Origin of the sequence: Variovorax robiniae (assembly GCF_037889955.1) — a bacterium.
In the GTDB taxonomy this organism is placed as follows: domain Bacteria; phylum Pseudomonadota; class Gammaproteobacteria; order Burkholderiales; family Burkholderiaceae_C; genus Variovorax; species Variovorax robiniae.
Genome location: NZ_JBBKZS010000001.1, coordinates 240,664 through 264,310 on the forward strand (window position 1 = coordinate 240,664; position 23,647 = coordinate 264,310).

Annotated in this window: 9 protein-coding genes; 2 read left to right on the top strand and 7 right to left on the bottom strand. The window is 71.0% G+C overall.

The genetic code is table 11. The features are described 5' to 3' along the window. Nucleotides 1-12 precede the first annotated feature (12 nt). The gene (locus WKW79_RS01045) at nucleotides 13-363 is read left to right on the top strand and encodes a hypothetical protein (RefSeq protein WP_340333240.1); all 351 of its coding nucleotides are present in this window, start codon (nucleotides 13-15) and stop codon (nucleotides 361-363) included. A gap of 10 nt (nucleotides 364-373) precedes the next feature. Continuing rightward, nucleotides 374-1,021, top strand: a complete 648-nt coding sequence (locus WKW79_RS01050; RefSeq protein ID WP_340333241.1) for an ATPase — start codon at nucleotides 374-376, stop codon at nucleotides 1,019-1,021. A 46-nt stretch (nucleotides 1,022-1,067) separates the two neighbouring features. Here the strand turns inward: WKW79_RS01050 and WKW79_RS01055 are convergent, their stop codons facing one another. Genes WKW79_RS01055 through WKW79_RS01085 form a run of 7 tightly spaced genes read right to left on the bottom strand, consistent with a single transcriptional unit; the run spans nucleotide 1,068 to nucleotide 23,640 of the window. Next, complete coding sequence (locus tag WKW79_RS01055; RefSeq protein WP_340333242.1) at nucleotides 1,068-1,721, bottom strand: glutathione S-transferase family protein; 654 nt, start codon at nucleotides 1,719-1,721, stop codon at nucleotides 1,068-1,070. 53 nt (nucleotides 1,722-1,774) lie between these two features. Next, entirely contained in the window at nucleotides 1,775-3,379 is a 1,605-nt protein-coding gene (locus WKW79_RS01060; protein ID WP_340333243.1) for an Imm49 family immunity protein, read from the bottom strand. A gap of 56 nt (nucleotides 3,380-3,435) precedes the next feature. After that, complete coding sequence (locus tag WKW79_RS01065) at nucleotides 3,436-12,714, bottom strand: hypothetical protein (protein WP_340333244.1); 9,279 nt, start codon at nucleotides 12,712-12,714, stop codon at nucleotides 3,436-3,438. Nucleotides 12,715-12,717: 3 nt separating this feature from the next. Continuing rightward, on the bottom strand, nucleotides 12,718-14,703 hold the full coding sequence (locus WKW79_RS01070; protein WP_340333245.1) for an AAA family ATPase: 1,986 nt from the start codon (nucleotides 14,701-14,703) through the stop codon (nucleotides 12,718-12,720). Then, the gene (locus WKW79_RS01075; RefSeq protein WP_340333246.1) at nucleotides 14,700-16,196 is read right to left on the bottom strand and encodes a hypothetical protein; all 1,497 of its coding nucleotides are present in this window, start codon (nucleotides 16,194-16,196) and stop codon (nucleotides 14,700-14,702) included. Before WKW79_RS01075 ends, WKW79_RS01070 begins: the two co-directional genes overlap by 4 nt. A gap of 15 nt (nucleotides 16,197-16,211) precedes the next feature. Then, nucleotides 16,212-21,290, bottom strand: a complete 5,079-nt coding sequence (locus tag WKW79_RS01080) for a hypothetical protein (protein WP_340333247.1) — start codon at nucleotides 21,288-21,290, stop codon at nucleotides 16,212-16,214. Between the two features lies 1 nt (nucleotide 21,291). Next, the gene (locus WKW79_RS01085) at nucleotides 21,292-23,640 is read right to left on the bottom strand and encodes a hypothetical protein (protein WP_340333248.1); all 2,349 of its coding nucleotides are present in this window, start codon (nucleotides 23,638-23,640) and stop codon (nucleotides 21,292-21,294) included. Nucleotides 23,641-23,647: the final 7 nt, after the last annotated feature.

A 23,647-nucleotide genomic window follows, 5' to 3' on the forward strand; every position in this document is an offset into this window, starting at 1 on the left:
CCGGAGAACACCTTGGCCCAAGCCCTGAGCTCTCGTCCTGAAGCGCTGGACCGCTTGTCCCGCAACATGCCGTCCTTCACCGCCACCACCTTGGCGGGCGGCATGCAGAAGGTCACCAGCACGGTGATGGCCGAAGGCGCGGTCGTCATCACCCGGCACGACCAGCCCACCATGGTGCTGATGTCGGTCGATCGCTACCTCAAGCTCGAGCAGGCCGCCGAGCCCAATCTCGACGCGCTCACGCAGAAGTTCGACGACATGTTCGCCCGCATGCAGGGTGCCGAGGCGGCGCAGGGCATGGCCGATGCGTTTGCGATGACGCCGGCGGAACTGGGCAAGGCCGCGGTTCGCGCAGCGCGCTGACCCTCCGCAGGTGCCCGCGAACATCTTCGTGCTGGCCGGCGTGAACGGCGCCGGCAAGAGCAGCATTGGCGGCGCCGCATTGCAGGCGCGCAAGGTTCCGTATTTCAACCCCGACCTGGCGGCACGCGCGTTGCAGGACGCCAACCCCAATCTTTCGCTCGAAGCCGCGAACGGCCACGCCTGGGAATACGGCCGCAAGGGCCTGGAGCGCGCGCTGAAGGAGGGCGGCAACTACGCCTTCGAGACCACGCTCGGCGCCAACACCATTCCCGACATGCTGCTGGCCGGTGCCCGGGCCGGCGCCCAGGTCCATGTCTGGTATGCCGGCCTGTCGTCGCCGGAGCGGCACATCCAGCGCGTGCAGGACCGTGTCACTGCCGGCGGCCATGCCATCCCCGAGCACAAGATCCGCGAGCGCTACGTCAGCAGCCGCGCCAACCTGGTCCGGCTGCTGCCATGGCTGGCCAGCCTGCGCGTCTATGACAACAGCGCGGAGGGCGACCCCAAGGCCGGGAAGGCGCCGAAGCCGGTGCTGCTGCTGCACATGGAGGCGGGGCGCATCGTGACGCACGTGGCGTTGAAGCAGGTGCCGCAGTGGGCCAAGCCGATCCTGGCGGTGGCGTTTGAGTTGAATGCGGCGAAGGGGCCGGCGCATTGAACTCGAAAAAAGTGCGAACCAAAGAACCGGGTGAGCGACGTAGCGCTCAACCGCGCTTCGACGCGTCATTGAAGACCGTCAATTGCGCGTCGAAGGCGCGCTGGAACGCCGGCCGCGCTTCGCCGCGCGCGACATAGGCGGCGAGGCTTGGATACTCGTCCAGCAAGCCGGAAATGTTCAACCTGCGCAGGACCGTCACCATCATCAGGTCGCCGGCGCTGAAAGCACCGTCGAGCCAGTCCGCGTCGCCCAGGCGCGTTGCAAGTTCGCCCAGCCGGACGCGAATGCGGTCCCTCACGATGGGCAGGCGCTGCGCGTACCAGGGCTGGTCGCGCTCCAGCAGCAATGCGACGCCGAGGTCGACGATCGGCGGCTCCACCGTGCTGAGCGCGGCGAACATCCAGGTGATCGCGCGGGCCCGGGCATTGGGATCGTCGGGCAACAGGCCTGCATGCTGCTGCGCGATATGGAGCACGATGGCCCCCGATTCGAACAGCGCGAGATCGCCTTCTTCGTAGGTTGGAATCTGCCCGAAGGGATGGACCGCGCGATGCGCGGCTTGCTTCATCTCGGTGAACGACACGAGGCGCACGTCGTAGGCCTGGCCCACTTCTTCCAATGCCCAGCGGACACGCATGTCACGGGCTTGTCCCTTGCCGCGGTCGGGTGATTGCGCGAAGGCCGTGATGGTGGGGATCATGGAAGCTCCGGGTGGTGGCGCGGCGGATTCTCGCGCGGGCTGCCTGTCGGTGCTCAGGTCTTGAGCCATCGAAACGGCTTCGGAAACCAGGCCCAGTGGTCGCCGAGCCAGACCAGGCCGTCGTAGGCCATGCCGTCGCTGGCGCCGGGTGCAATCACTTTCCATGCGACCCAGACGCGTTGCGGTTGAAGTTCGGGCGCCAGGGCGCGATAGCCGCCGGGGAAGTGGCTGGAGAGTTCGTTGTCATCAGCCAGCATGCCGGCCGGGGCCACGTGGCAGACGACGCGACTGCCCGGCGCCGCGGCGGGCACGCGGGGGCCGGCCGCCCACATGCGTTCGGCGGCTTCTGCGAAGGTTGCCGCGCGGGTCGGCGTGAAGGCCAGGGCGGCATCGCCGGGGCGCGGTCGGAGCGTGTGCAGCACTGCGCCGTCGGGGTCCTGGGCCAATGCTTCAAGCAGGGGTTGGACCTGGGCCTTGATGGCTTCGGCCATCGCCAGCGCTTGCCGCCGCGCATCGACCTCCGGGATGCCCGCATGCAGGGCGAGCAAGTTGACGTAGACGGCGCGGCGGGCCAGCAGGCGTTCGCGGTCGAGGGATTGCCCATCCGGAGCGGCGAGTGCGGCGTCGAGGGCGGCCAGTGCTTCGGCGAGCAGTTGGCCTTGCCATGCGCGCTCCTGGGCGTCGTCGGACGGGGTGTCGTCGAGTTGCCTCGCGAGGATGTCCGAGGCGGTGAGCAGCGAGTCCACCGGCAGGTCGGGGGCTGACGCGTCGAGCCTGAAGTCGGCCTGCCAATGGTCGATGCCGAAGCTGCCCGTGGCGGTGATCCGCACTGCATCGGCGGTCGCCTGGGTCTGGCGCGTCGATCGGGGGATGCCGTCGATGTCGGCTTGCCAACCGGCCTGCCGGATGGTGGGCATGGTGCGCGTGGGCAATTGGAGCGACAGCGTGGCGCTCGGCGCGGGCGCGACGTGCTCGCACAGGGCCGGGAATTCGCGCAGCGGTGCGAGGTCGATGCCGAATCGTTGTTGCGCGAGGGCGGCGCAAGCGCTCAGTTCCCAGGCGGCCATGCCCAGCGTCAGTCCGTCGCGCGCGGGATCGGCGTAGAAGGCTCGGTGGCGTTCGAAGGCGTCGAGCAGCAGGGCAGGAAGGGCGGCGGCATCCTGGCGCGCCAGGGCATCGAGCAACGCGGCGAGCGGCAGCAGCAGCGCGTGTCGGGCGTCCGGGTCGAGCGCGGTGTCGGTGGTTGCGGCGATGGCTTGCTCGCAGGCTTCGCGGGCGCTTGGCGAGTGCCGGCCACCAAGGATGGCGTTGGCCAGCAGATCGCCGAGTTGCGTCCAGCAGGACGCATGGGCGAGCCCATGGCCGCTGGCTTGCGCCGCGGCGAACACCCCGGGCATCAGCAGCGCACGCAGGGCATGGCGGTCGTTGGCGAGCATCGCCGCCGCAAGCGCTGGGAGCAACAACGCAGGGCTGGCTTGCACGTGCGAAACCTCGAAGCGCTGCGCCGGTTCACCCCAGACCAGGGTCGACGCGGGTGGTGCCAGCAGCGCGACCGCCAGCACGCGTCCCTGTGTGGCTGCCGCTGCGAGCGCGGCATCGCGTCGGGCCAAGTCGCCGGCGCCATGCGCAAGCCGGGCCTGCTGGAGCGCTTGGTCCAACGCATGGTCCGACGCTCGGCCTGACGCCTGACCCAAGGTGTCCAGCGGCTGCGCATTCATCTCCCGGGCACTTTCATGTCGTAGGTCTTCACCACGATGCGGTCCAGATTGCCAGCGTTGTCGGCGGTCTGTTGCGCGAGGAAATAGCGGATGTTCGGCATCTCGGCCAGGATCGCGAGACCCAGTGCCTTGATGTCCGGGTCGGACGAGTTTGACATCGAACGGCCGAGGCTCATCATGTATTCGGGCGTGCCTTGCTGCGCGCGCACCGGCATGCTGCCCTGTTCGGCGGCGCGGTCGACCAGGCCGGCGCGCGGGCCCTTGCATTCGATGATGACCAACGCGCCGCTGGCGTCGCGGTAGGCGAGGTCGGGCACGCCGGAGCCGGCGCGCGGGATGGGCATGGGCGTCATGGGGCCGCCGTCGAGGCCGGCGGCGACCTTGCGGCCGGCCGCGACGCCAAGCCCTTCAGAGGTGCGGTTGAGGTCGCCGATGACGCGCGACCAGATCGCCTCGGCCTCGTTGTAGGCGGGGCTGCCCTTGGGATGGCTGGCCATTTCCAGTTCCAGGGCATCGCGGCGCGCCAGCAGGTCGTTGCGATGGGCGGCGGCCTCGTCGGGCGTCATGTTGACGATGTGCCTGACGGGTTCCTCGCCGGGGCGCAAGGGGCCGGCTGCACGCACGGCCACCTCGACCAGGTCGGTCGCCAGCAGTGCGGGATGGGCGCCAGCAAAGGTCGGCGAAGTGCCGCCGACAGGCTTGAGGAACACCAGGTCGCCCAACTGGTTGAACTGGCCGGTGCCCGCGTCGATGTAGTGGCCGGTGATCCAGTGCAGCAGCGCGATCTCCATGCTCTCGGCGCGCCCGAGGGTCATCACGTCCAGGCCCTTGTCGGTGCGGCCTGCGCTGATGTCGGTGAACTGCCGTCCTTCGTTCAGGTCGCGCCGCAGGGTCATGAATTCACCGAACTTCTGGAAGCTCGGGGAGTCGGCGAACAACTGCGCGACCAGCTTGCCGTTGGCGATGTGGTTGAGCACCTCGGGGACCTTGTCGACGCGCTGGGCTTGGCGGGCGGTGGCATCACGACGGGCCTCTGCGGCGGACATGCCATGCTCGCGCAGTGCGACGCGGCCTTCCGCGTCGGCCTGGGCGGTGAGGGTGCGGATGCGCGCTTCGAGTTCGGCGCGTTGCGTCTGCACGCCTTTGGAGCGGCCGGTTGGCATCACGTCGAGTCGGCGTTGCAGGGCTTCTGCCTCGGCGCGCAAAGTGGGTTCCTTCAGGCGCGCCGTGTGGCGTTCCACGACGTCGGCGAGCACGGCGCGCAGGGCGGGCGAAGTCATTTCGGGATGCAGCGTGGCGAGCGGACTTGCGAGCTGGCCGCTGTGTTCGAGATGCAGGCCGACGATCTGCGCCAGCTCGGTGGCCTGGGCGCGGTTGCCCATCGCGGCGGCGACTTCAAGCTGCTTCAGCAGCGTCGGCGCGTCGGCGGGCGTGCCGGTGAGCGGCTTCATGAAGGGGTTGTCCATCGCGCCGGTGCGCACTTCGGCCAGGCGTGCGATCAGGTGCGGCTCGCCGAGCAGCGTCTCGGCGAGGCTGGCGCGTTTCGGCGCATGCTGTCCGAAGGCGAGACCGAGTTCCGCGGCCTTGGCTTCGGCGGCATGGCGCAGCGCGAGCACGGCGGCGGGCTCGGCGCTGCCGTCGGTCGGCTTGGGCGGCAGGTTGCGCAGCAAGGCTTCGAGTTCGGCGAGCTTGCGGCGGTCGGCGGCGCTGGGTTGCGCGCCCTCGGCGGGCACGCGGCCGGGCTGGAGCAGGTCGCCGGTGTCGTCGGTGTCGTCGGTGCTGCGCGAACGTTGCTGCGCTTCGGCCAGCGCGACGCGGGCCGGTGAATGCTCGGGCAGCGCGTCGAGGGCGAGCTTCAGGCGCGGGTCGGCGGCATCGGCGTGCAGCAGGCCGAGGTGGGCGGCCAGGGCTTCGATGTCGGCATGGACCTGGGCGCGGGCGGCGGTGTCGGCTTCCGGTACCGATGCCAGGCGCCTGGCCAGCACTTCCAACTCCCCGAGCCGGCCGCGATCGTGGGCGGACAGGCGATCGCCCACGGCCGCGCCGGGGCGCAGCGCGTCCGGGGCGGCGCCGGCCTCGGTGTGGTGATGGCGCACCTCGGTCAGCTCGTGCGCGATGGCGCGGCCATGGGTTTCCAGCGGGGCGTTCGGCGACAGGCGCACGAAGTACATCGGGTCGTCGCCGTCCGGGTTGCGGCGGAAGCTGGCGATGGCGCCGTGCTCGGTCTCGCCGACCTCGACCTTGACTTTCATCGGCTTGCCTTCGGCATCGGTCATCGACAGGTGCAGCGCGCTTTCGGTGGTGCCATGGGTCGTGAGCGGGCCGACGCTGCTGAGACCGAAAGCCTCGCCGATGGCCGCATTCAGGGCATTGAGCGGGTGCGTGATGACCGGCTCGGTGGCCAGTTGCATGCGCGAACCGGCGATGGGCGAGGCGGTGCCGTCGTGCGGCAGCAGCGGGTTGGGCGCGGGGCCGCCTTCGGGGCTGGAGGGCGCATCGATCTCGTGCACGCGTCCGCTGCCGGGTTTGATCATGCGGTTCAGCTCGCCGATGAGGCCCGCAGGGACTTCCAGCTGGTCGTCGGCAAAGCGCACGTCGACCAGGCGCGGCTGGCCATGCAGGTCGGCGGTGCCGGCCTCGGGAATCGCGGCGGACCGCATCGCACGGACCCAGGCTTCGTCGACCTCGAAGGCGATGATCCGGGCCTTCCCCTGGCTGTTGTTCATCACGAACTCGACGGCGCGCTCGAAGGAGCCGAAGTTCAGGTGCGCCGAGGCACCGCCTTCGACGTGCACATTGCTCTGCGCATCGACATGCACCAGCGAGCGGCTGCGTTCGCTCTCGACACGGAACACCACGCGGCCGCCGCCTTCGCCTTCGAGCAATGGCCGGATCAGGCGAGGCAGCAGCTCGGGGTTGCGTTCCACCGCGGACAGCGGGATCTGGAACATGTCGGGGCCGGGCTTGGTGTGCAACTCCGCGAACATCGCGTCGACGTCTTCCGGGCCGGGCAGGTCGGCGGTGGCGGACTTGCGGCCGCTGGCGAATTCGGCAGCCTCGGCGCGGTGCTGCACGGCTTGCGATTCGAGCGCGATGGCTTCGTTGAGCAGCTTGCCGGATTCCTCGCGCAAGGCGGCTGCGCGGCGCGGGTTGTGGGTGTCGGCGATGGCGGCTTCCGCGTCCTTGGCGATGGCCTTGTCGAGCAGGCCGTTCGCGCGCTTCATCAGCGCATCGGCCTGTTCGTGCAGGGCGCCGGCGGCCTGGCGTTGCAGCAGCGTGGCTTCAGTGCTGGCTGGTGGGAGGGCGCGCGTGTCGGCGCCGGGTTGCTCGGCGCCGATGCGCATTGCGGGGCCGGCTTCGGCATGGTCGAGGGCGTGGGCGATCTCGGCGTCGCTGAGGTGCGGGAGGAGGCGCTGATCGGCTTCCGGTGTTGCGGCGGGCTTGGGCGGCTGGGTCTCCTCGGCGGCAACAGGACGTGGTGCAGGGGCGTCGTCAGCGGTCGAGGTGCGAGGCGCGATGCTTTCATCGGCACCGGATGTGGCGCGTGGTGTGGCGGCTTCGTCGGCGCCGCTCGTGACGGGGGGTGCCGTGGGTTCATCGCCACCGCTAGTCGTGCGAGGCTGGGTTGCAAGGTCGCTGTCGGACGCAGCGCGCGGTGCTGCACCCTCCGCTTCGGGGCCGTGCGGCGTTGCGCGCCCGGCCGCCGGTGCAGCAACCGGTGTCTCCACCAGCCCGCCATGCGTCGCGATGTGGTCCAGGTTGATCGCGCGGCCCAGCGCATCGTTGCCGTTGCGGCCGTGCGTGTTGAGGAATTGCAGGTCTTCGACAGCCGCATGGAGCGCATCGCCTTCCAGCGGCTTCAGTCCCATGCGCTCGCGCTCCGCATTGATGCGCGCGCCGCTGGCCTTGTTGGCGCGGTTCTGGATGCCTTGGCCCACCGACTCGGCCGCGCCTTCGCCAAAGCCCTGCACGAAGGAATGCAGCCCCGCATGGCCGATCTCGACCAGCGCGGCACCCATGTCGCCCTTGAACTTGCCAGTGCTCTTGTCCACGGCCAGTTCGGTCGCCTTGCCGGCCATGCCGCCCGCGGCCGAGATGCTGGCCTTGGTGAGCCCGCGACCGGCCATGCCCAGGCCGCCCTTGATCAGACCGCCTTCGCTGGACGCATTCATGCCCGCGCCGATCGCGCTGCCGACCTTCGACACGCCCTTGAGCCCCACGCCCGCCACGCGGCTCAACGTGCCGCCAGCCGCGAGCTTCTCTGCCTGCGCGCGCAGGGCCGGCGCATTGCGTCCCAGCGCCTCGATCGACTGCGTCACGCTGGCAGTCGCCGCACCGGCCAGCCCGCCCTTGATGAGCCCGCCGAACAGCGCCATCACCGAGTCGCCGCTGCTGCCCTTCCACGTCTGCTCGTTGAGTGCCGCATTGCCGAGCCCGCCGATGCCGCCGGTGATCGCGCCGATGATGATCTGGTCGACGACCGGGTTGCCGGTGAAGATCTTGGCCAGCGTGACCAGCGAGCGGGACGCGGTCTGTGCGGCCTGCGCTGCCTTCGAGGCCACCTGCGCCGCCTTGCCAAGCTGCGCGCCGACACCCGCCGTGATCGCCTGCACCGCCGTCATCGCGAGGTCGATGCCGGCCTGTTCCCAGCCGTAGCGTCCGCCCTTGATCGCGTAGTTGGCGCTCATCGAGGCCAGGCCGGTGACCACGGCCGCGGCGATCAGCGGGGCCGCCGCGCCGCCGGTGACAACGGTGATCACCGCCGCCGCGATGGCCCCGAGGATCGCGATGCCGGTGGTGGCGATGTCGGCGAAGGCGTCGATGCGGGCGGAGTAGTTCTCGGCCACTGTCTGCGCGATGGCGGTGGTGGCCTCGAAGGTGGCGCGGTCGGCGCCGGTGTAGTCGTCGCCCTTGAAGTTGGGCAGGCTGGAGATCAGTTCGCCGCGCCGGTTCAGCGCGATCGGGCCGCCGGCCAGTGCTTCCAGTTGCTTGGTGGTGGCGGCCATGGCCCGGTCGGCATAGGTGCCGTCGGCCAGCATGCTGCCGAGCCCGCCCGATTCGCTGCGCTGCTGCGCGATGGCGAAGGCCGCGTTCTCCAGCTTCTCGCGGTCGTTGCGCGCGACGCCCTTCATCGCGCGTTCCATGCGCAGCCGGTCGTCGCCGGAGAGTTCGTTGAAGTTGCCGCCTTCGCCGTAGACGCCCAATTCCGCATCGAGCGAATTGCCGGTGCGAGTCTTGTAGGCCTTGCGCATGTCCGCGATCTCGTCGCGGTTCATGCGCTCGGTGAAGCGGAACAGCAGTTCCTCGTTGGTGCCCCAGTGCGCATGCATCGCGTGGTCCATCGCGATGGCGCAGGTCTCGGGGGTGGGGCGTGCGTCGGTGATGAGGCCCTTGGCGAGTTGCGCATCGAGCGAGCCGGCGCCCAGCTTCTCGTTGAGGCGGGCGATGACACGGTCGCGTGCGGCGATGACCTTGGGGTCGGTCATCGGCGTGGTGGGGTCGGCGGCCTTGGCTGCGGCGGCTGCGGGGTCGAGCGGGGCACCGGGCTTGGCATCGGGCGCTGCGGGTGTGCCGGGTGGCTCGGGCGCGTACTTCTGCGCGGCCAGCAGTACGACGGCGGCGCGCTTTTCGGCGGCCTGGCGGTGCGCGGCACGTTCCTCGGGCGTTGCCTTGGAAAGGTCGCCGGAGAAGCCGGCATCGAAGGTCGCCTTGTCGAAGCTCTCCGGGTCGAAGTCCTTGTCGCTCTGCATCGCGACGCCGACGCGGGCCGCGCGTGCGGCAACACTGTCGCCGCCGCCTTTCTCGGTCATCAGCGCGACGGAGAGGTCCTTGTCCGCGCCTTCGAGCTTGAGCGTGTAGTGCTGGTTGCCCCGGGCCGGGCCTTCGGCGTAGCTGACGCCGCCGCCCTCGTCGATGTACATCTGGATGTCGCGCGTCACGTACTGCACGGCGCGGTCCTCGGCGCTCATCTTCGCGACGGCACCGGTGGTGTCGGCCTTGGCCCAGTCGCTCTCGGCCACCAGTCCGCCGAGGGCGGCGACCACGGCCTTGCGACGGGCGTCGGGGTCGTCGTCGAGCAGGGCGCGGGCGTCGGAGTCCTGGCCCATGGTGGTGCGGGCCTCGATCGCGCGGTTCAACGCGGCCTTGTCGTTCTCCTTGCGCGCGTCGTCGACCTCGTCCTTCAGGCGCAGCGCGTCGGCGGTGACCTGGTCGCCGGTCTTCAGGGCGTTGAAGACCTTGCTGTCGGTGCCGTCTAGCGCCTTGTCGACCTCTGCCACCACATCGCCGTGCTGCTTTCCCAAGGCCGCGGCCTGCTCCGGGGTCAGCGCGCGCATCACGGCCTCGACGCGGGCCTCGTCGTCGTTGAAGAAGCCGAGCGAATCCTTGAGTTCCAGCCGCGCAGCCTCGACCGCATCGCCGCGCAGCCAAGCGCGGGTTGAAGCGTATTCGGTGCTCTTCTCGCCGAGGTTCTTGACCAGGTCGGGCTCCAGCGTGCCGCCCGCCACGCGAGGGTAGGACTCCCACTCGAGTGCCGAGCCGCGCGCCGCGCTGACGCCGCGCACGGCGGCCACCACGCCGGTCTCGTCCACCGTGCCGGCAAAGCCGCCGCCGAAGGCCTTGGTGACGTTGGTGGAGCGCTTGTCGATGTCGTTTTGCGTCTGGTCGCCGGTGCCGGTGATCTGCTTGCCGAACAGGGTGGCGGGGTCGGTGCGCTTCTTGAGGAATTCGGCTTCTGTCTTGGCTTCTTCCTCCAGGCCGCCGCCGGCCTTGGCGCCGGGCGCGGGCGCTGGCGCAGGTGTGGTGCCGCCGGCTTCGGCATCGCACTTGCCGCAACTGGATTCGGGTGCGGCACCACCTTTCCCCGCGGCGCCTGGAGGCGGCGCTGGCGGCGCAGGCGGGGCCTTGACCTCGGCCTTCTTGCCGGTGAGGGTCTCGGCGAGCTTGGCCGCGGCTTCGCCACGCTTGGCCTCGATGGACTTGGCCATGCGCTGGGCCAGCGGCTGCGCCCAGCTGGCGGCCGCGGCGCTGACGGTGCCGGCGAGCCCGCCGAAGGCACTGACGAAACTTTCGGCGTTGGCGCCGAACTCGGTCGCGGCTTGGGTCGTGAGTCCGCTTGTCGTCTGCTCGAACTGCGCGTGCAAGGCTTGGTTGCCGACGTGCGTCGTGGCCTCGCGCTGGGACAGGCCGGCGCGCAGGCTCTCCAGATTGCCGGAGAGACGTGCGTCGATCTGCGTGGCACCCTTGCGCAGCCCAACGAGGCTGCCTTCGGGTGCCCGCTCGCTGGCCTGGGTGAGTGCCGCAATACCGCGCGGCGCAGCGTTGACCATCGCCTGGCGTGCACCGAGTGCCGCGCGCGCATAGCCAGGCAGGGCAGCGCGGCTGGCGCCGAGCGCGCCGTTGATGGCGCCCTGCGATTCGCCACGCACGCCGCCCAATGCGGCGCGGGCCTGGCTCAGCAGTCGGCTGCGGGTGGCGCGCTGCTGGGCGTTGATCTGCGCCAGCCGGCCCACGGCGATCGCTGCGAGCGCATTGCGGCCGGCCTTGGCCTGGGCTTTCAACTGCTTGCGGGCGGCGTCGGTGGTCTTGCCGACCGCGGCCCGGCCCGCGGTGTTGGCGGCGACGCGCTCGGCCTCCAGCGACTCGCGGAAGCCACAGCCCAGGCTGCACACGCTGGTGTCGCGCGACTTGGTCCAGACCTTGGTCTTTTCCTTGACGCGTTCCTCGACCTGGGTGAAGTCCTTCTCGACCCACTTGGGGATGCGGCGCTGCACCGTTTCGTTGCGCGCGGCGGGCATCGGCGCGCCGGAGACCGGGTAGTTGGTGGCGGCGTTGTTGCGGAATTCGTTGAGCTTGGTCGTGGCCTCCGCGGCCGCGGTGGCGGTGGCCTTGATGACGCCGTTGTAGGCGCCGAGGTGGCCGGCCACGAGGCCGTCGACCACGGCGCCGATGCGCGCCGCGGCGGTGAGGTCGTCGGCGTTGATGAGGCCGTAGGCGCTGTCCGCCGCCTGCTTGATGCTGAGCGCCGCATTGGCTGCCGCGTTGTCGAGCTGGAGCTGGGCGAAAGATGCGCTGGCCTGGACGGCGGCGCGTGCGGCATCTGCGACGTTGTCGAGCTGGAAGCCTTCCTCGTCATGGGCATGCAGGATCGCGCCGGCGACCAGGCCGTGCTGCCGGGCCATGTAGTTGGCGACCTGATTGGCGCGGTCGCTGAAGCTGGACTGCTCGCGTTGGGCGGTGCGGACCAGGTTTTCATAGGCGCGTGAGGCCTGGGCAACGGCGACGGGGGCGCGCTGGCGTTGGCGCTCGGCGTCGGCGGGGCCGGCAGTGGGTGGCGCGGGCGCCGCCTTGCTGTTGTCGGCGGGGGAAGGTGCCGGTGCGGGTGCGGGCGCGGCGGCTTTGGCGGGTTGGGCTTCGGGCAGGAGCAACTCGCTGCCGGGCAAGGAGGCGGGGGCGGGCCAGGACGGGGCCAGAGCGGTCCAGGCCAGGGGCTTGATGGTCAGGGGCTCGGCGTCGTTGTCTTGCGCGTCCAGGTCGGAGGGCGCGGCAGAGGCTTCGGCTGCTTCGCCATCGGAGTCGGCGCTGAGGAGGATGGCGCCACCTTCTGGCGACTGCCCGCCTTTCTTCTTTTTGGCGTCGGCGTCGCCGCCCTTGGCGTCGTTCCCTGTCTTGCCACTTTCGCCTGGCGCAGGTGCGGCGGGCTTCCCGTCCTTTTCCTTCTTGTCCTTTTCCTTGGACTTGTCGGCTTTCGCGTCTTGCCCGGCCTTCGCTTCCTGGCCTTCCGCAGGCGACTTGTTTGTTGCGGGAGGTTCCGGTGCGGGTGGCTGGCGAGGCCGAACCGGGGGCGGTGGGCGTACGGGCGCGCCAGGTGCCAGCACGGCGGCGGGCACGGGGGGCGCTGCGTGGTCCAGAGGGGTCGACGTGGCGGGACTGCCGGCGTCGGCGGAGGGCGGCGAGTAGGGTGATCGGTCGGGGTTGGAGGCGTCGAGGTAGCGCGGCCAGCCGGCAGCCGCCAGTGCGTCGAGCGTGGGCTCGTCGCTTGCGTCCAGCTTGGCATCCAGTGTGGCGTCGTACCGGGCGTCGAATTGCGAATCGAGTTGAGCATCGAGACGGCCGTCGAGTTGCCCATCGAGCCGTCCATCGAGCCGTCCATCGAGCCGTCCATCCAGCCGTCCATCTTGTCGGCCGGACAGCACGATCGCATCGCCTCCCGGCCCGCCGCGCGGCCGGCCCACCGGCCGGCTGCGCCGCTCCGGGGTCGGGATGCGCGCGCCCATGGGCTACTCCGCCGGCACCAGCGCGGCCGGCATCGCGCGACCCAGCTTCCGGTACTCGGCCTGCAGCGCCATGCCGAGGGCCGGCCAGTCGATCAGGCCCGTGCGACCCGCGATGGCACGCGCGGTCAGCACCACGTTGCGGACATGCCCGCCCGCGAAGTCGCATCCCGCGGCCAAGCGGTTCAGGCCGCTGGCGGTCAGCGCATGGCCGTCGCCCAGATGCGCCAGCCACAATGCGCGCCGCTCGCCCGGCCCCGGCGCGGGAAAGTCGAGGATCGCGTCGAGCCGGCGCGTGAAGGCGCTGTCGAAGCGGCTGCGGCTGTTGCTGGTCAGCAGCACGATGCCGTCGTAGGTCTCGATGCGTTGCAGCAGGTAGTTGGTCTGCTGGTTGGCATAGCGGTCGTTGGCATCCTTGACCTCGGTGCGCTTGCCGAACAGCGAATCGGCCTCGTCGAACAGCAGCACCACGTCGGCATGCTCGGCACGCGCGAACAGTTCGCCCAGGTTCTTCTCGGTCTCGCCGATCCACTTGCTGGTGACGCCGGCCAGGTCGACACGGAACAGCGGCTTGGACAACCGCGTCGCGAGCCAGCCGCAGGCCAGCGTCTTTCCTGTCCCCGAAGGCCCGACCAGCAGGGCTCGCACGCCCGGCCGGTAGCGCGTGCGGGCGGCCGGGCCGAGGGTGTCGGCCAGGCCTTCGCGGTGGCGGCAGCGTTCGGCGAGCGCGAGCAGGTCGGTGCGCAAGGCCGGCGTCAGCACGAGTGCGTCGTCGTCGATGTCCTCGGTCAGCGTCTGGGCCAGTGAGCCGAGGGTACCGGCGTCGGCCTGGCGGGCGGCGCGGTGCAGGTGCGCAGGGCTGGACTGCACGACGCCGTCGTCGCGGGCCAGCGCGTCGGCGCGGGCATGCAGGCTGGCGATGCGAGTGGCTGTGTGGCGCTGGGTGCGGGCGAAGCGCTCGGCCTGTGCGGCGTCGTGGCCCAGTCCTTGCCAGATCGATGCGCGCTCGTCGGGCTCTGGCATCGGCAGGCGCCATTCGGCGAGCGGCTCGTCATCGCGCTGCCAGCTGCCTTCCAGGCCGGTCGCGATCAGCAGCGGCCCGGCGGCAACGGCCGGGTGGCGCGTCAGGCGATGTATCCGACGGGGAACTTCGCGCCGGTCGCCGGGGCCGGGTTCGGCGCAGAGCACCGGCAAGGCGTCTTGCAGGATCAGCCAGGGCAGCAGCCCCGCGGGCGGATCGCCCTCGATGAGCGCGGCGCGGGCGTTGCGGGCGTGAGCGATGGCGACGCAGGCGGCACGTGCTTCGGCCGGGTCGCCGCTGCGGATCAGCAGCGCATCGGCGGCTTGCAAGCGCGTGGCGCGCAGGACGGCCTCCGCTTGCACGGTGACGGCCAGCGTTGGCGCGGTGTCGAGCAGCGTGACGCCCGCCCAGGCGCCACCGCCGCCGGCCAATGCCACCAGCAGGGGCAGCGGCAGGCGCAGGGCCGCGTCGGCGCGCGAACTGGCGCGGTCCACCGGCTCCTCAAGGTGCAGCAGGCCGCTCGCGAGGGCGGCGCCGTCGAGCAAGGCGGTCAGCGAGGCGGCGGCACCGAGGCCGCGTTGCGCATCGAGGCAGGCGATGAGGCCGAGCGTCGGGCGGGCTTCGCGCAAGGGCGCCTGCAGCCATGCCAGCGCGCGGCTGTGCATCACGTCGCTGTCGGCGGCGTGTGACAAGGCCAGCGCGAAGGCTTCGCTGGCGTTGAGCCTGAGCGCCATCACGAGGCGATGCAGGCGGGCATCGGCCGCGGGTGGGCGCACGCGCCAATCGGACCATGCGCTCGCCAGGTCGAGCCAGGGGGACGCGCCGGCCTGCGCGACGAGCCAGTGCGCCTCGGGGGCGGCATCGGGCAGGGCGCTGCCGGGCGCGAGCATGGCCAGCAGGCGCTGCGCCAGCGGGAGGTCGTCGCTGGTCGTCGGGGGCGCTGCGCCGGCCAAGGCTTCATCGCGCTTCATTGAAAGTTCTCAGGTTGCCGGCCGCTGAAGTAGTGGAAGCGGACGATGCGTTGCAGCCAGGGTACCCAGCCGGGGTCGATGTCGAGGCCGGCACGGCGCACGCGCAGGTCGGCATGGGCCAGGGGCAGATGCACGTCGATGTGCGTGGGGCCCCAGTCGAGCCAGCCGGGGCGCAGGGCGAGGCTGGCCAGGCCGATGCCGCATTGCAGGCGCAGGTGGCGGCGGCAGGTGGCGAGCCAATGGGTGCCGCGTTGGTCGAGGTAGGGGGCACGGGCGTCCTCGGGTGCGGAAAGCGCGGCGGCCAGCGACCAAGTGGCGTCGTCGTCGGGCAGGTCGAGGCGGGTTGCGATGCGTTGCAGGAGCCGTTGCATCAAGGGGGCCACATCGTCGTCTCCGGCCGCGCCGAAGTGGAGGCGGGACAGCACGGGCACCAGGCACATCAGGCCGCCGGCTGCGGTGAACTGGCCGATGGCTTCGAGGGTGCGGGGTGGTGCGGGCGGCGCTTCGCGATCGTCGTGCAAGGGTGATGGCGTGGGCGTTGGCAGGCCTTGTGATGGCGGCGTGTTCGGGGCGGAAGGCGCCATGCCTGCCGGGACCACTGGGGCAACGCCCGGCGGGGCCACAGGATGGGCACCCGCGTGGCCCGTGGCCACTGGCGCCGGGGCGGGTGTCGACGAATCGCCAAGCGTTCGCGAAGAAGCCTTCACGGATCGCGGTGTGACCAGGGACAACCTTGGCGCACCTGCTTCTGGCTCGTTGAACGTGGCGGACACGGCCTGCGTATGAGGTGCTTCATGCTGCGGAGCGCTTGCGCGATGGGCCAAGCGTGCCGTTGCGGGCTCCGCATCCCCCGACAACGCCCCTGCGCCATCGCCAAGCCGTAGCGCGGGCATGCCAGTCACGGGGTGAATCACGGCCCATGACTTCGGCAGCCGGACGCCGTTGTCCCGTAGCAAGGCCCCCATCTCGGGCAGCATCTGCGCCCGCGCCCAGCGCCCGTGGCGGGCATCGTCCAACGCCTGAAGCAAGGCCGGCACGGTGTTGTCCGCGCCCGGCGACGACACCAGTTCACGCACGATGCGGCGCAGGCGCTCACCCGTGTCCGCATCCGGCGCGAGCACCTCCGCAGGCAGCGCCAGTCGCCAGTGCCATGCGTCAGGGGCGGCACCCTCCGCCAGCCGCGCCGCATAGCAGCGCATCGCCTCGAAAGGGCTTGCGAACCACACCGCGCTGGCCTGCGCCGCTTCCGCCGTGTCGCCATGGACCCAGCGCCATCCCGCGGCCTGCACGCAGCGCTCGATGTGCAGGGACAAGGTGTGCACGCTCCACCCCTCGGGCAGGCGGCCCAGCTCGAGCCGCCTGACGAACAGCAGGCGCTCGCCCGCATCCGGCAGGCTTGCGCAACGCAAGGCGTCATCGAGTCGCACCTGCAATTGCCGGGCATGCGATTCGCTGGGCACGCGCATTCGGAGGTGGCGGACGGTGCGGGTCATGCCGGGCCTTCTCCGTCAACGCGACGCGATAGCCGCGACACGCGCCGCCTTCGCGCTGACCACTTCACCGGCGGCGAACTGCACGCGCACGTCCACGTCCAGGTCGACCTGCGCAGCCACGGTCGACAACACCCGCGCCGACACCTCGCCGCTGCCCACGTCCTCGATGGCCGCGCGTGCCACCAGGTTGCTGCCGCGATACAGCATCGCCTGCATGCCGACGCGCAGCTTGTCGCCGGCATCGAGCGCGACCAGCGGAATGCGCACGCCGGGCCGCACGCCGACGACAGGCCGGGGCATGCGCCCCGCCACGATGCGCCCGACCGGTGCATGGCTGGCCAGCAGCAGGCACATGCGCACCAGGTCGCTGACCAGCGATTGCGCATCGTCTTTGGCCGGGTCGACCTGCGCGAACAGCCAGTCGATGTAGGCCTGCATCTGGCGCCGGTCGGTCGAGTCGATCTCGCTCCAGCGCGGCAGGTTGGCGCCGTTGCGCAATGAGGGCGCCGCGTCGTACTGCGACATCAGTTCGGCCCAGTCGAGCCGGATCGATGCACTGACGCCGCAGAACTCGGCGTGCAGGCAGGCGCAGATCTGCGTGATCGAGCCGTAGAGGGCGGCGGCGCGCTGGCTCACGGTGCTGCGGCCATGGTCGCCGTCGATGACGTCGCCGAGTGAAACCACCTCCGTGGCCTGCGCATGCAGCGCTTGCCAACTCAGCGATGCGGCGCGCGTGAGGTCGATGCTGTTGACCGCGCTCACGCGGGCCGCGAGCAAAGGCGTCTGCCGTGCGATGACGTTGCTCACCGACATACCCAGCGTCGGCGTCGCGCTGCGCGAGGCGCCGCCGAGGGAAGCCGTCAAGGGGGCGCTGGCGTTGACGCGCTGCGCCACCAGCGTGGTGCGCAACTGTGCGGTTTGCAGCGTGCGCAGCAGCAGGTCGCTGCGGTCCAGCTGGCGCAGCAGTGTCGGCGCCTGCACGAACCAGCTGGCCGGCGCCTCGCGCACCACGCGCAGCATTTCCTCCAGCTCATCGGGCACGTCGGTGTGGTCGCGCAGGCAGGCCGGCACGGGCGCCTCGGCCAGGGCCGGGTCGATGACGCGGCGCGGCAGGTCCTGCATCGTGGCCGTTTCCCTTGGCCGCATGAAGGCGAGGAAGCGCACTTCCTCGGCCAGCACCTGTGCGCGGCGGGCGTTGACCGCCTCGATGCGGGCTTGCTCCTCGGCGATCAGCGCGCGGGCCACGCCGACGTCGTGGCGGGCTTCGGCCAACCGGTCGCCCGCTGCGCCGACACGGGCAGCCGCATCGGCGCGGTCGCCCTGCAGCGCGGTCAACGCGAGCTCGCAGCGCGTCAAGGCGTTGCGATAGCCGTTGATACGGCCTTCCAACTGGCGCAGCATCGCGACGGTGTTGTCGGACAGGTCGGAGAGTTGCGAGAACAGCGTCGACTCGTCGGCCGGCAGCACCGCGCCCGCGGCATTGCGCAACAGCGGCGGCGAGTCGTCGAGCATCCCTTGCAGTGCGGGGTTCACTCGGAAGTCGGTGAGCCGGCGGCGCCGAAGGGTCGCATCGCCCGCCGGTGCACCGGCCAGGAAGGGATCGTTCTCCAGCCCGAACACGTAGAACTCGTCGCTCACGCCGGGCACCGCGCTGAACAGCCCCGAAGGCGCGCCGCCATCTTCGGCCATGAATTCGTTGAGCAGGCCGATCAGCTTCAGCACCGTGTCGCGCCGCGTGGCCAGCGCATAGTCGCGCGCCTCCTGCGAAGGCGAGGCCTTCAACCGCTCGGCGATGGCCGTGGTGCGGATCGGCGACTTGCCGATGACCGGCGCCGACAGCACCACGTCGACCGGGCTGGGCATGTTGGCCACGTAGATGGGCTGGTAGGTGGCGAGGGCGGCCACCTGCTGCACCGGCGAGCCGGCCTTGGCCTGGACGTCGGCGCGCAGGTCGTTGCGCACGCTGACCTTGGGCGCCGCCTCGAGCTGGACCCCGAGGTTCAGGTTGAAGTTCGAGGCGCCCACGCTTGCAGTGTTGAAGAAGCGCGATGCGGCCAGCGGCGGCGTCGCGACCAGGGGCGCCGCGGCAGCGGGCGCCGCCGCTCGCGCCACAGCGGTCACCGGCACCTTGAGCCCGGCCACGTAGCTGGCGATCTGCGCCTGGGAGGCCACGGCCGTCTCGGCCTTGGCGATCGAAGCGAGCGTCGGCGACACGGCGATACGCAACGCATCGGTGCTGCTGAGCATCAGTTGCCGCACGCGGTAGATATCCGACTGCATCTTGACGAAGCCATGGTCCGTCAGGTCGTCGGTGCGATCGATGCGGGCGCGCAGGTAGTCGACGAAGGGGCCGAGGCCGCGCACCGTCAGTTGCGCGCGCTCCTGTTCCGACAGCACCGCCAGCAGCGGGTCGGCGAGCAGGCTGGCCACGGTCTGCACCCGTCCGATGCGCGATGTGTTCGTCGGTGCATAAAGGTCGCGCGCCTCGATCGGCAGCCAGGTGCCGGACGGGCGCGCATTCGGCGGCAGGTTGAAGGCGAACCAAGGCCGTTCCGCGAAGTTGGTGACGAAGACGCCGGTGCTGGCCTCGGTCTGCGTGATCGTCACCGCGCCGGTCGCCGCGAAGGCCGCGCTGCCGCCCTGCAAGGTGAAAGCCATGCCGTCGATGGGCGTGGTCGGCGAGAGTCCGACATCGGCCTTCTGCACCACGAGGCGCACCCATTGCCCGGGCGGCGGAAGCCCGCCGATGCGGCGGCGCGAATTCGTGTCGAGCGTGCCCCAGCCGATCTCGTCGAAGCCCCAGAAGGCGCGGTGCTCCCAATTGCCGGCGGCGTGCCACTGCAGCATGACTTCGCGCGGCGGATCGTTCGGGTCGACGTAGACCCAGGCATAGAGCTCCTCGGCGGTGCCCAGCGTGAAGCTCGGGTTGGCGCCTTCGAAGTAGTGCTGGTGGATGCCGGCGGCCGAGGGCTCCAGGTGGCCGCCGTTCACCAGGTTCGGCGCAGCCGGCACGTTGGCCGGTATCGCGGGAACGACGCCGCGTGCCGGCTCGAAGGGCGCCCACAGGTCGTTCTGCGTGAGCAGATCCCAGCGCTCGTCACCCTGGAGCTGCGCACCCAGGGGCAACACGTTGCAGAACCACTTGGGCTGCTGGTTGGCATTGCGCGTGCCGGCCATGCCGTAGGCGGCGCGGCCGTCGAAGAGGTTGAAGGCCATGCCGTCGATGGGCTGGCCGGCGGTGCCGACGACGGAGGCCGGCACTTCAATCTGAGCCCAGCGGCCGGGCTCGGGCAGCGGGCCCATGAGGCGGTGGCCGGGTGTGCTCGGGGCACCGAGGTCGGGCCGCAAGTCCTCGCCCCAGATCGCCCGGTGCTCCCAGTTCTGCCCGCGCACATGCCATTGCAGCATCAGCATGCGCGGCGGGTTGTCGGGGTCGAGGAAGACCCATTGGGACATGGCGTCGGCCGTACCGGGCGTGAGGATCTCGGTGGCGCTGTCGAAGTAGTGTTGGTGCGAGCCCGCGCGCAGCGTGCTGCGATGGCCGCCACCGACGGGCGGTGGGCCCCAGGGCATCAGGGTTTCCGTCTCGACGGCGAGCGGGTCGTCGTTGTAGGCCGGCACGGTCTGTGGCTGGCCGGTGAGCACGCGGGTGAGCAGGGCGAGTTCCAGGCGCAGGCCTTGGCGCGCGCCGAGTTCGCGCGCACGGCGCAGCAGGAAGCGGTTGAGCGTGGCGTTGAACTCGGGATCGATGAGATCGGTCTTGAGCAGGCGCGGCTCCCATGAAGCTTGCGGCACGGGCACCAGCATTCGGACGCGATTGGGCGCCGACATGTCGACGGGCGCGAGCGGTGCGGCATCGCGGAAGGCGGCGTCGAGTTGCTCGATGGGCACGGGCACGGCATCCAGCGTGGTCAGCGGCGGAAAGAAGTCGCTGCGCCATGTCGAGAAGTTCATGGCATTCGTCGGCAGCAGTCCGCAGGGGGGCAACGTGAGGAAGGGGTCGGCCAGTTGCTGGGGCGGCGGCGCGGGGTCGCCCAGTTCCGCGATCTGCTCGGCGAACTGTTCGATGCGCGCTTGCCACAGCGCGGGCAGGCGGCTGTCGGCCAGCAAGGGTGTCCGGCCGTCGACAGTGGCGCCGGGCTGGAGGCGGGCCTCGCGCGCACGGCCGCCCTGCCGAACGACGCTGGCGCGATCGCTGAACAGCGGCATCACGGTGGTGGCGGTGGCTGCCGTTGCCGCGGTATCCAACGCGATCAGGGCCAGCGGCACACCGGCATCGGCCCATGGCAGGACCTCGCCGGGCGCGAGCGCCGCTTCGGCTTCGAAGATGGCATGCGCGAGCGCATTGCGAAAGCGCAGGAAGCTGGTCGGCAACGGGCGCCACTCTTCCGGCCACGGATACCAGAGCAGGCGCAGGCCGTCGCCGATGCGCACGTCGTCATAGGCGGCACCATCGTCGGCCGCGCCGCCGCAGGCGCAGAGGTCGCAGGGGTCGTTGGGGTCGATGCTGGAGACGTCGACGACCACCGGTTGCGCGACCAGGATGCCGACCCGGGACATGCGCGTGCCGGCCATGACCAGCAGTTGCGACAGCGGCAAGGTGCCGATGCTGCGGGCGTCGAGCGTGGGCAAGGTGACGGGAGGCGTTGGATCGTTCGGGTCCGGGGGCGGGGCGGGGGGCGTGGGCGGCGCTGCGCTGAACCATGCGGGCGGGGCCAGCACCGGCAGGTCGGAAAGGCGCAGGGAGATCGGGCGCGTCAGCGTGATGTCCTCGCCGCTCGCGGCTAGGGCCTGGCCGGGCTCGATGAACACGCGCAACTGGTTGCCGCCGCCTTCGGCGGGCGGAAGTGGTTCGAGTCGATGGTTGACTTCGAGGCCGCCGACCACGCCAGCGGTGAAGGCCTGCCCGCGTTGCGCGATGCGGCCTGCCGCCCAGGCTTGGCGCGCGGCCAGCGTGGCGGCGCTGAGGGTGCGGCCGGCGAACAGGTGCGGGCGGCGCAGCCAGTCGGTGGCCGCGTCGGAGGCGTTGCCGGGTTGCAGCGCGATGACACGCTCGCCGGGCAGCGGCGTGGCGATGGGGACGATGGTGCTCACGTCAGCCTCCCTTGCGCTTGGCCTTGCGGCCGCTGCGTGATGGCGAATCGCCCGGGTCGGGTTCGGGTGCGTCGGCGGCCTTGCGTGCGGCGCGAGCGACCGGTGTCACGGCGCCACCCCGGATGACCGGCGAGGCGATGGGCGTGGCCGGATTGATGACGGGGTTGATGACCGGAGAGACCGGCGTCAGTGGCGTCACGGGGCGGACCGGCGTGACGGGTGTGACGGGCGTGACAGGTCCGGCGATCGGAGGGCGTGGCCCCGGCGCAGGCGTGACGACCGGCGGTCGGGTGGGGACCGGTGTCGGCGCAGGGCCTGGCGTTGGCGCGGGCGGCGGCGTTGGAACGGGGGCCGGGATCGGCGTGGGCGCTGGCGGAGAGACTGGCGGTGGTGGCACCGGCCGCGGTGGCGGAACCGGCGTTGGAGTCGGTGTCGGCGCCGGAGTCGGAGTCGGCGTTGGCGTTGGCGTTGGCGTTGGCGTTGGCGGTGGCGGTGGCACCGGCGTCCCCGGCGCACCCACCGGTGCATCGAACACGCGCGCCAGTTCCGCCACCACCTGCGTCGGCGCCAGCGAGGCGTTCTGGTCCAGCTTCTTCCACGTCACACCGGTCGCGATGCGGCGCAGCGTGTCGGGCCGCAACTGGCCTTCTGGCAGGGCCTTCTCGACGCGTTCCAGTCCCTGGCCCGCGCCCGGCGCGGTGAGGTCCGCGCTGACCTTCAGCACGGTCGCCAGGTCCAGCGAGGGACGCGTGCTGCCATCCGGAGGCGGGGCCGCCGCATCGGCATCGCGCGCAGCCTGGGTCAACGCACCCAGCGTCGCCGCGCTCAGCGCCGGAGATTCGGCCAACCGCTTCGACGACAGCAGCGAGGTCAGCGTGCCCACGGCCGCGGGCGACGAACGGGACACCACGTTGTTGAACGAATCGCTGAGCCCCAGCGCGCTCATGCGCGTGCGCAACGCGGTGTCGAGCGTGCGCTCGTCCACGCCGCTCACGGCCTGCCAGGCACCGGTGTAGTCGTCGCGCACCGCGATGTGGCGGCGCCGCACGAACCACAGGTTGGGCAGGCGCGCGAGCCGTTGCCATTCGGCGTCGGACGGGCTGGTCGGGTCGAGCACGACCACCGGACCGCTGGGCAGGCGCAGCTTCTGCAGGATCTCGAAGGGCTTGCGTTGCGCGATCAGGTTGGGCGCGGCCGGCTTGACGACCCGGCTGGTGCTGGACAGCCGCGCATTGACGGCGCGCCATTCATTGCGTGGCACGGGCGCCAGGATCAGTACCGCAGTGGAATCCAGCGCCTCGGCGGAGGCCTGCAGGTCGATGGGTTGGAGCATCAGCGCGTCCTCGATCAGCGCGGGCAGTTCATCGTCGGGCACCGGGCTGAAGTCGACGTCGATCTCGGCCGGGAAGAAGCCTTGCGTGAAGTCGCGCACGTCGATGAGCCCGGCCGGCACCGGCCCGGCGCCGGGCAGCGCGGGAAACCACGAGGACGCCGGGAAGGTCCGGCCTCGCGTGTTCACGACCACGTCCGCCAAGTGGTCCTGGTACTGCATCAGGTGTGCGAGCCGTAACGCGCGCGGCGAGAAGCCGAGGCCGGGCAGGTCGCCGCGATCCGCGCCGAGTTCGCGCCGCACCATCGCCTCGTCGACCCACTCGACCGTGTTGTTGCGCAGCGCCAGCAGCGCCAGCGGCAGCACGTTGGCCGACAGGCTCGCGCCGCCGCCGGCCACGAACACGTCGCGTGCGACCCGGCCGCGCCGCGCATCCAGCGCATCGGAGGCGCCGTCGTCGGGCCAGGGCACCAGCACGATGGCGGTGGCCTCGATGGTGTCGCCATCCTCGACGGTGCGCTGGCCGGTCAGCGACGACGGATAGGCACCGATGGGGTTGGCGGTGTATTCGACCGGACGCAACGCGAGCACGAAGAGTCCGGTGCGGCTGCGCATCGGCGGGTTGGGAATGCGGCCGAGGCCGAAGCGCGCGGACAGTTGCTCGGCCTGCGCGATGTTGGCCAGCGCGATGTCGAGGTTGCGCGGCAGCAGCACCAGTTCGCCGGCCGGGGTGATGCCGTGTCCGGTTTCGATGTGCAGCGACTGCGAATCGCTGCTTTCGGTCACGCGCAGGCCCTGGGCAACGCCGCTGCCGGCCGCGCGGCCCAGGTCGGCCTCGCGCGTCAGGGTGTATTGCTGCTCGCGGATCAGGTCGCGAGCGGCCAGGAAGCGGCCGTCGAACCAGCGCGGGCGCTCGCGCCGCGGGTCTTCGATGAGCACACCGGCGCTGCGCAGGCGTTGCACGTCGGCGCGGGCGACGAGTTCACGGGCGACGCCTTGGGTGAGGTTGGGGAAGGGCATGGCGAGT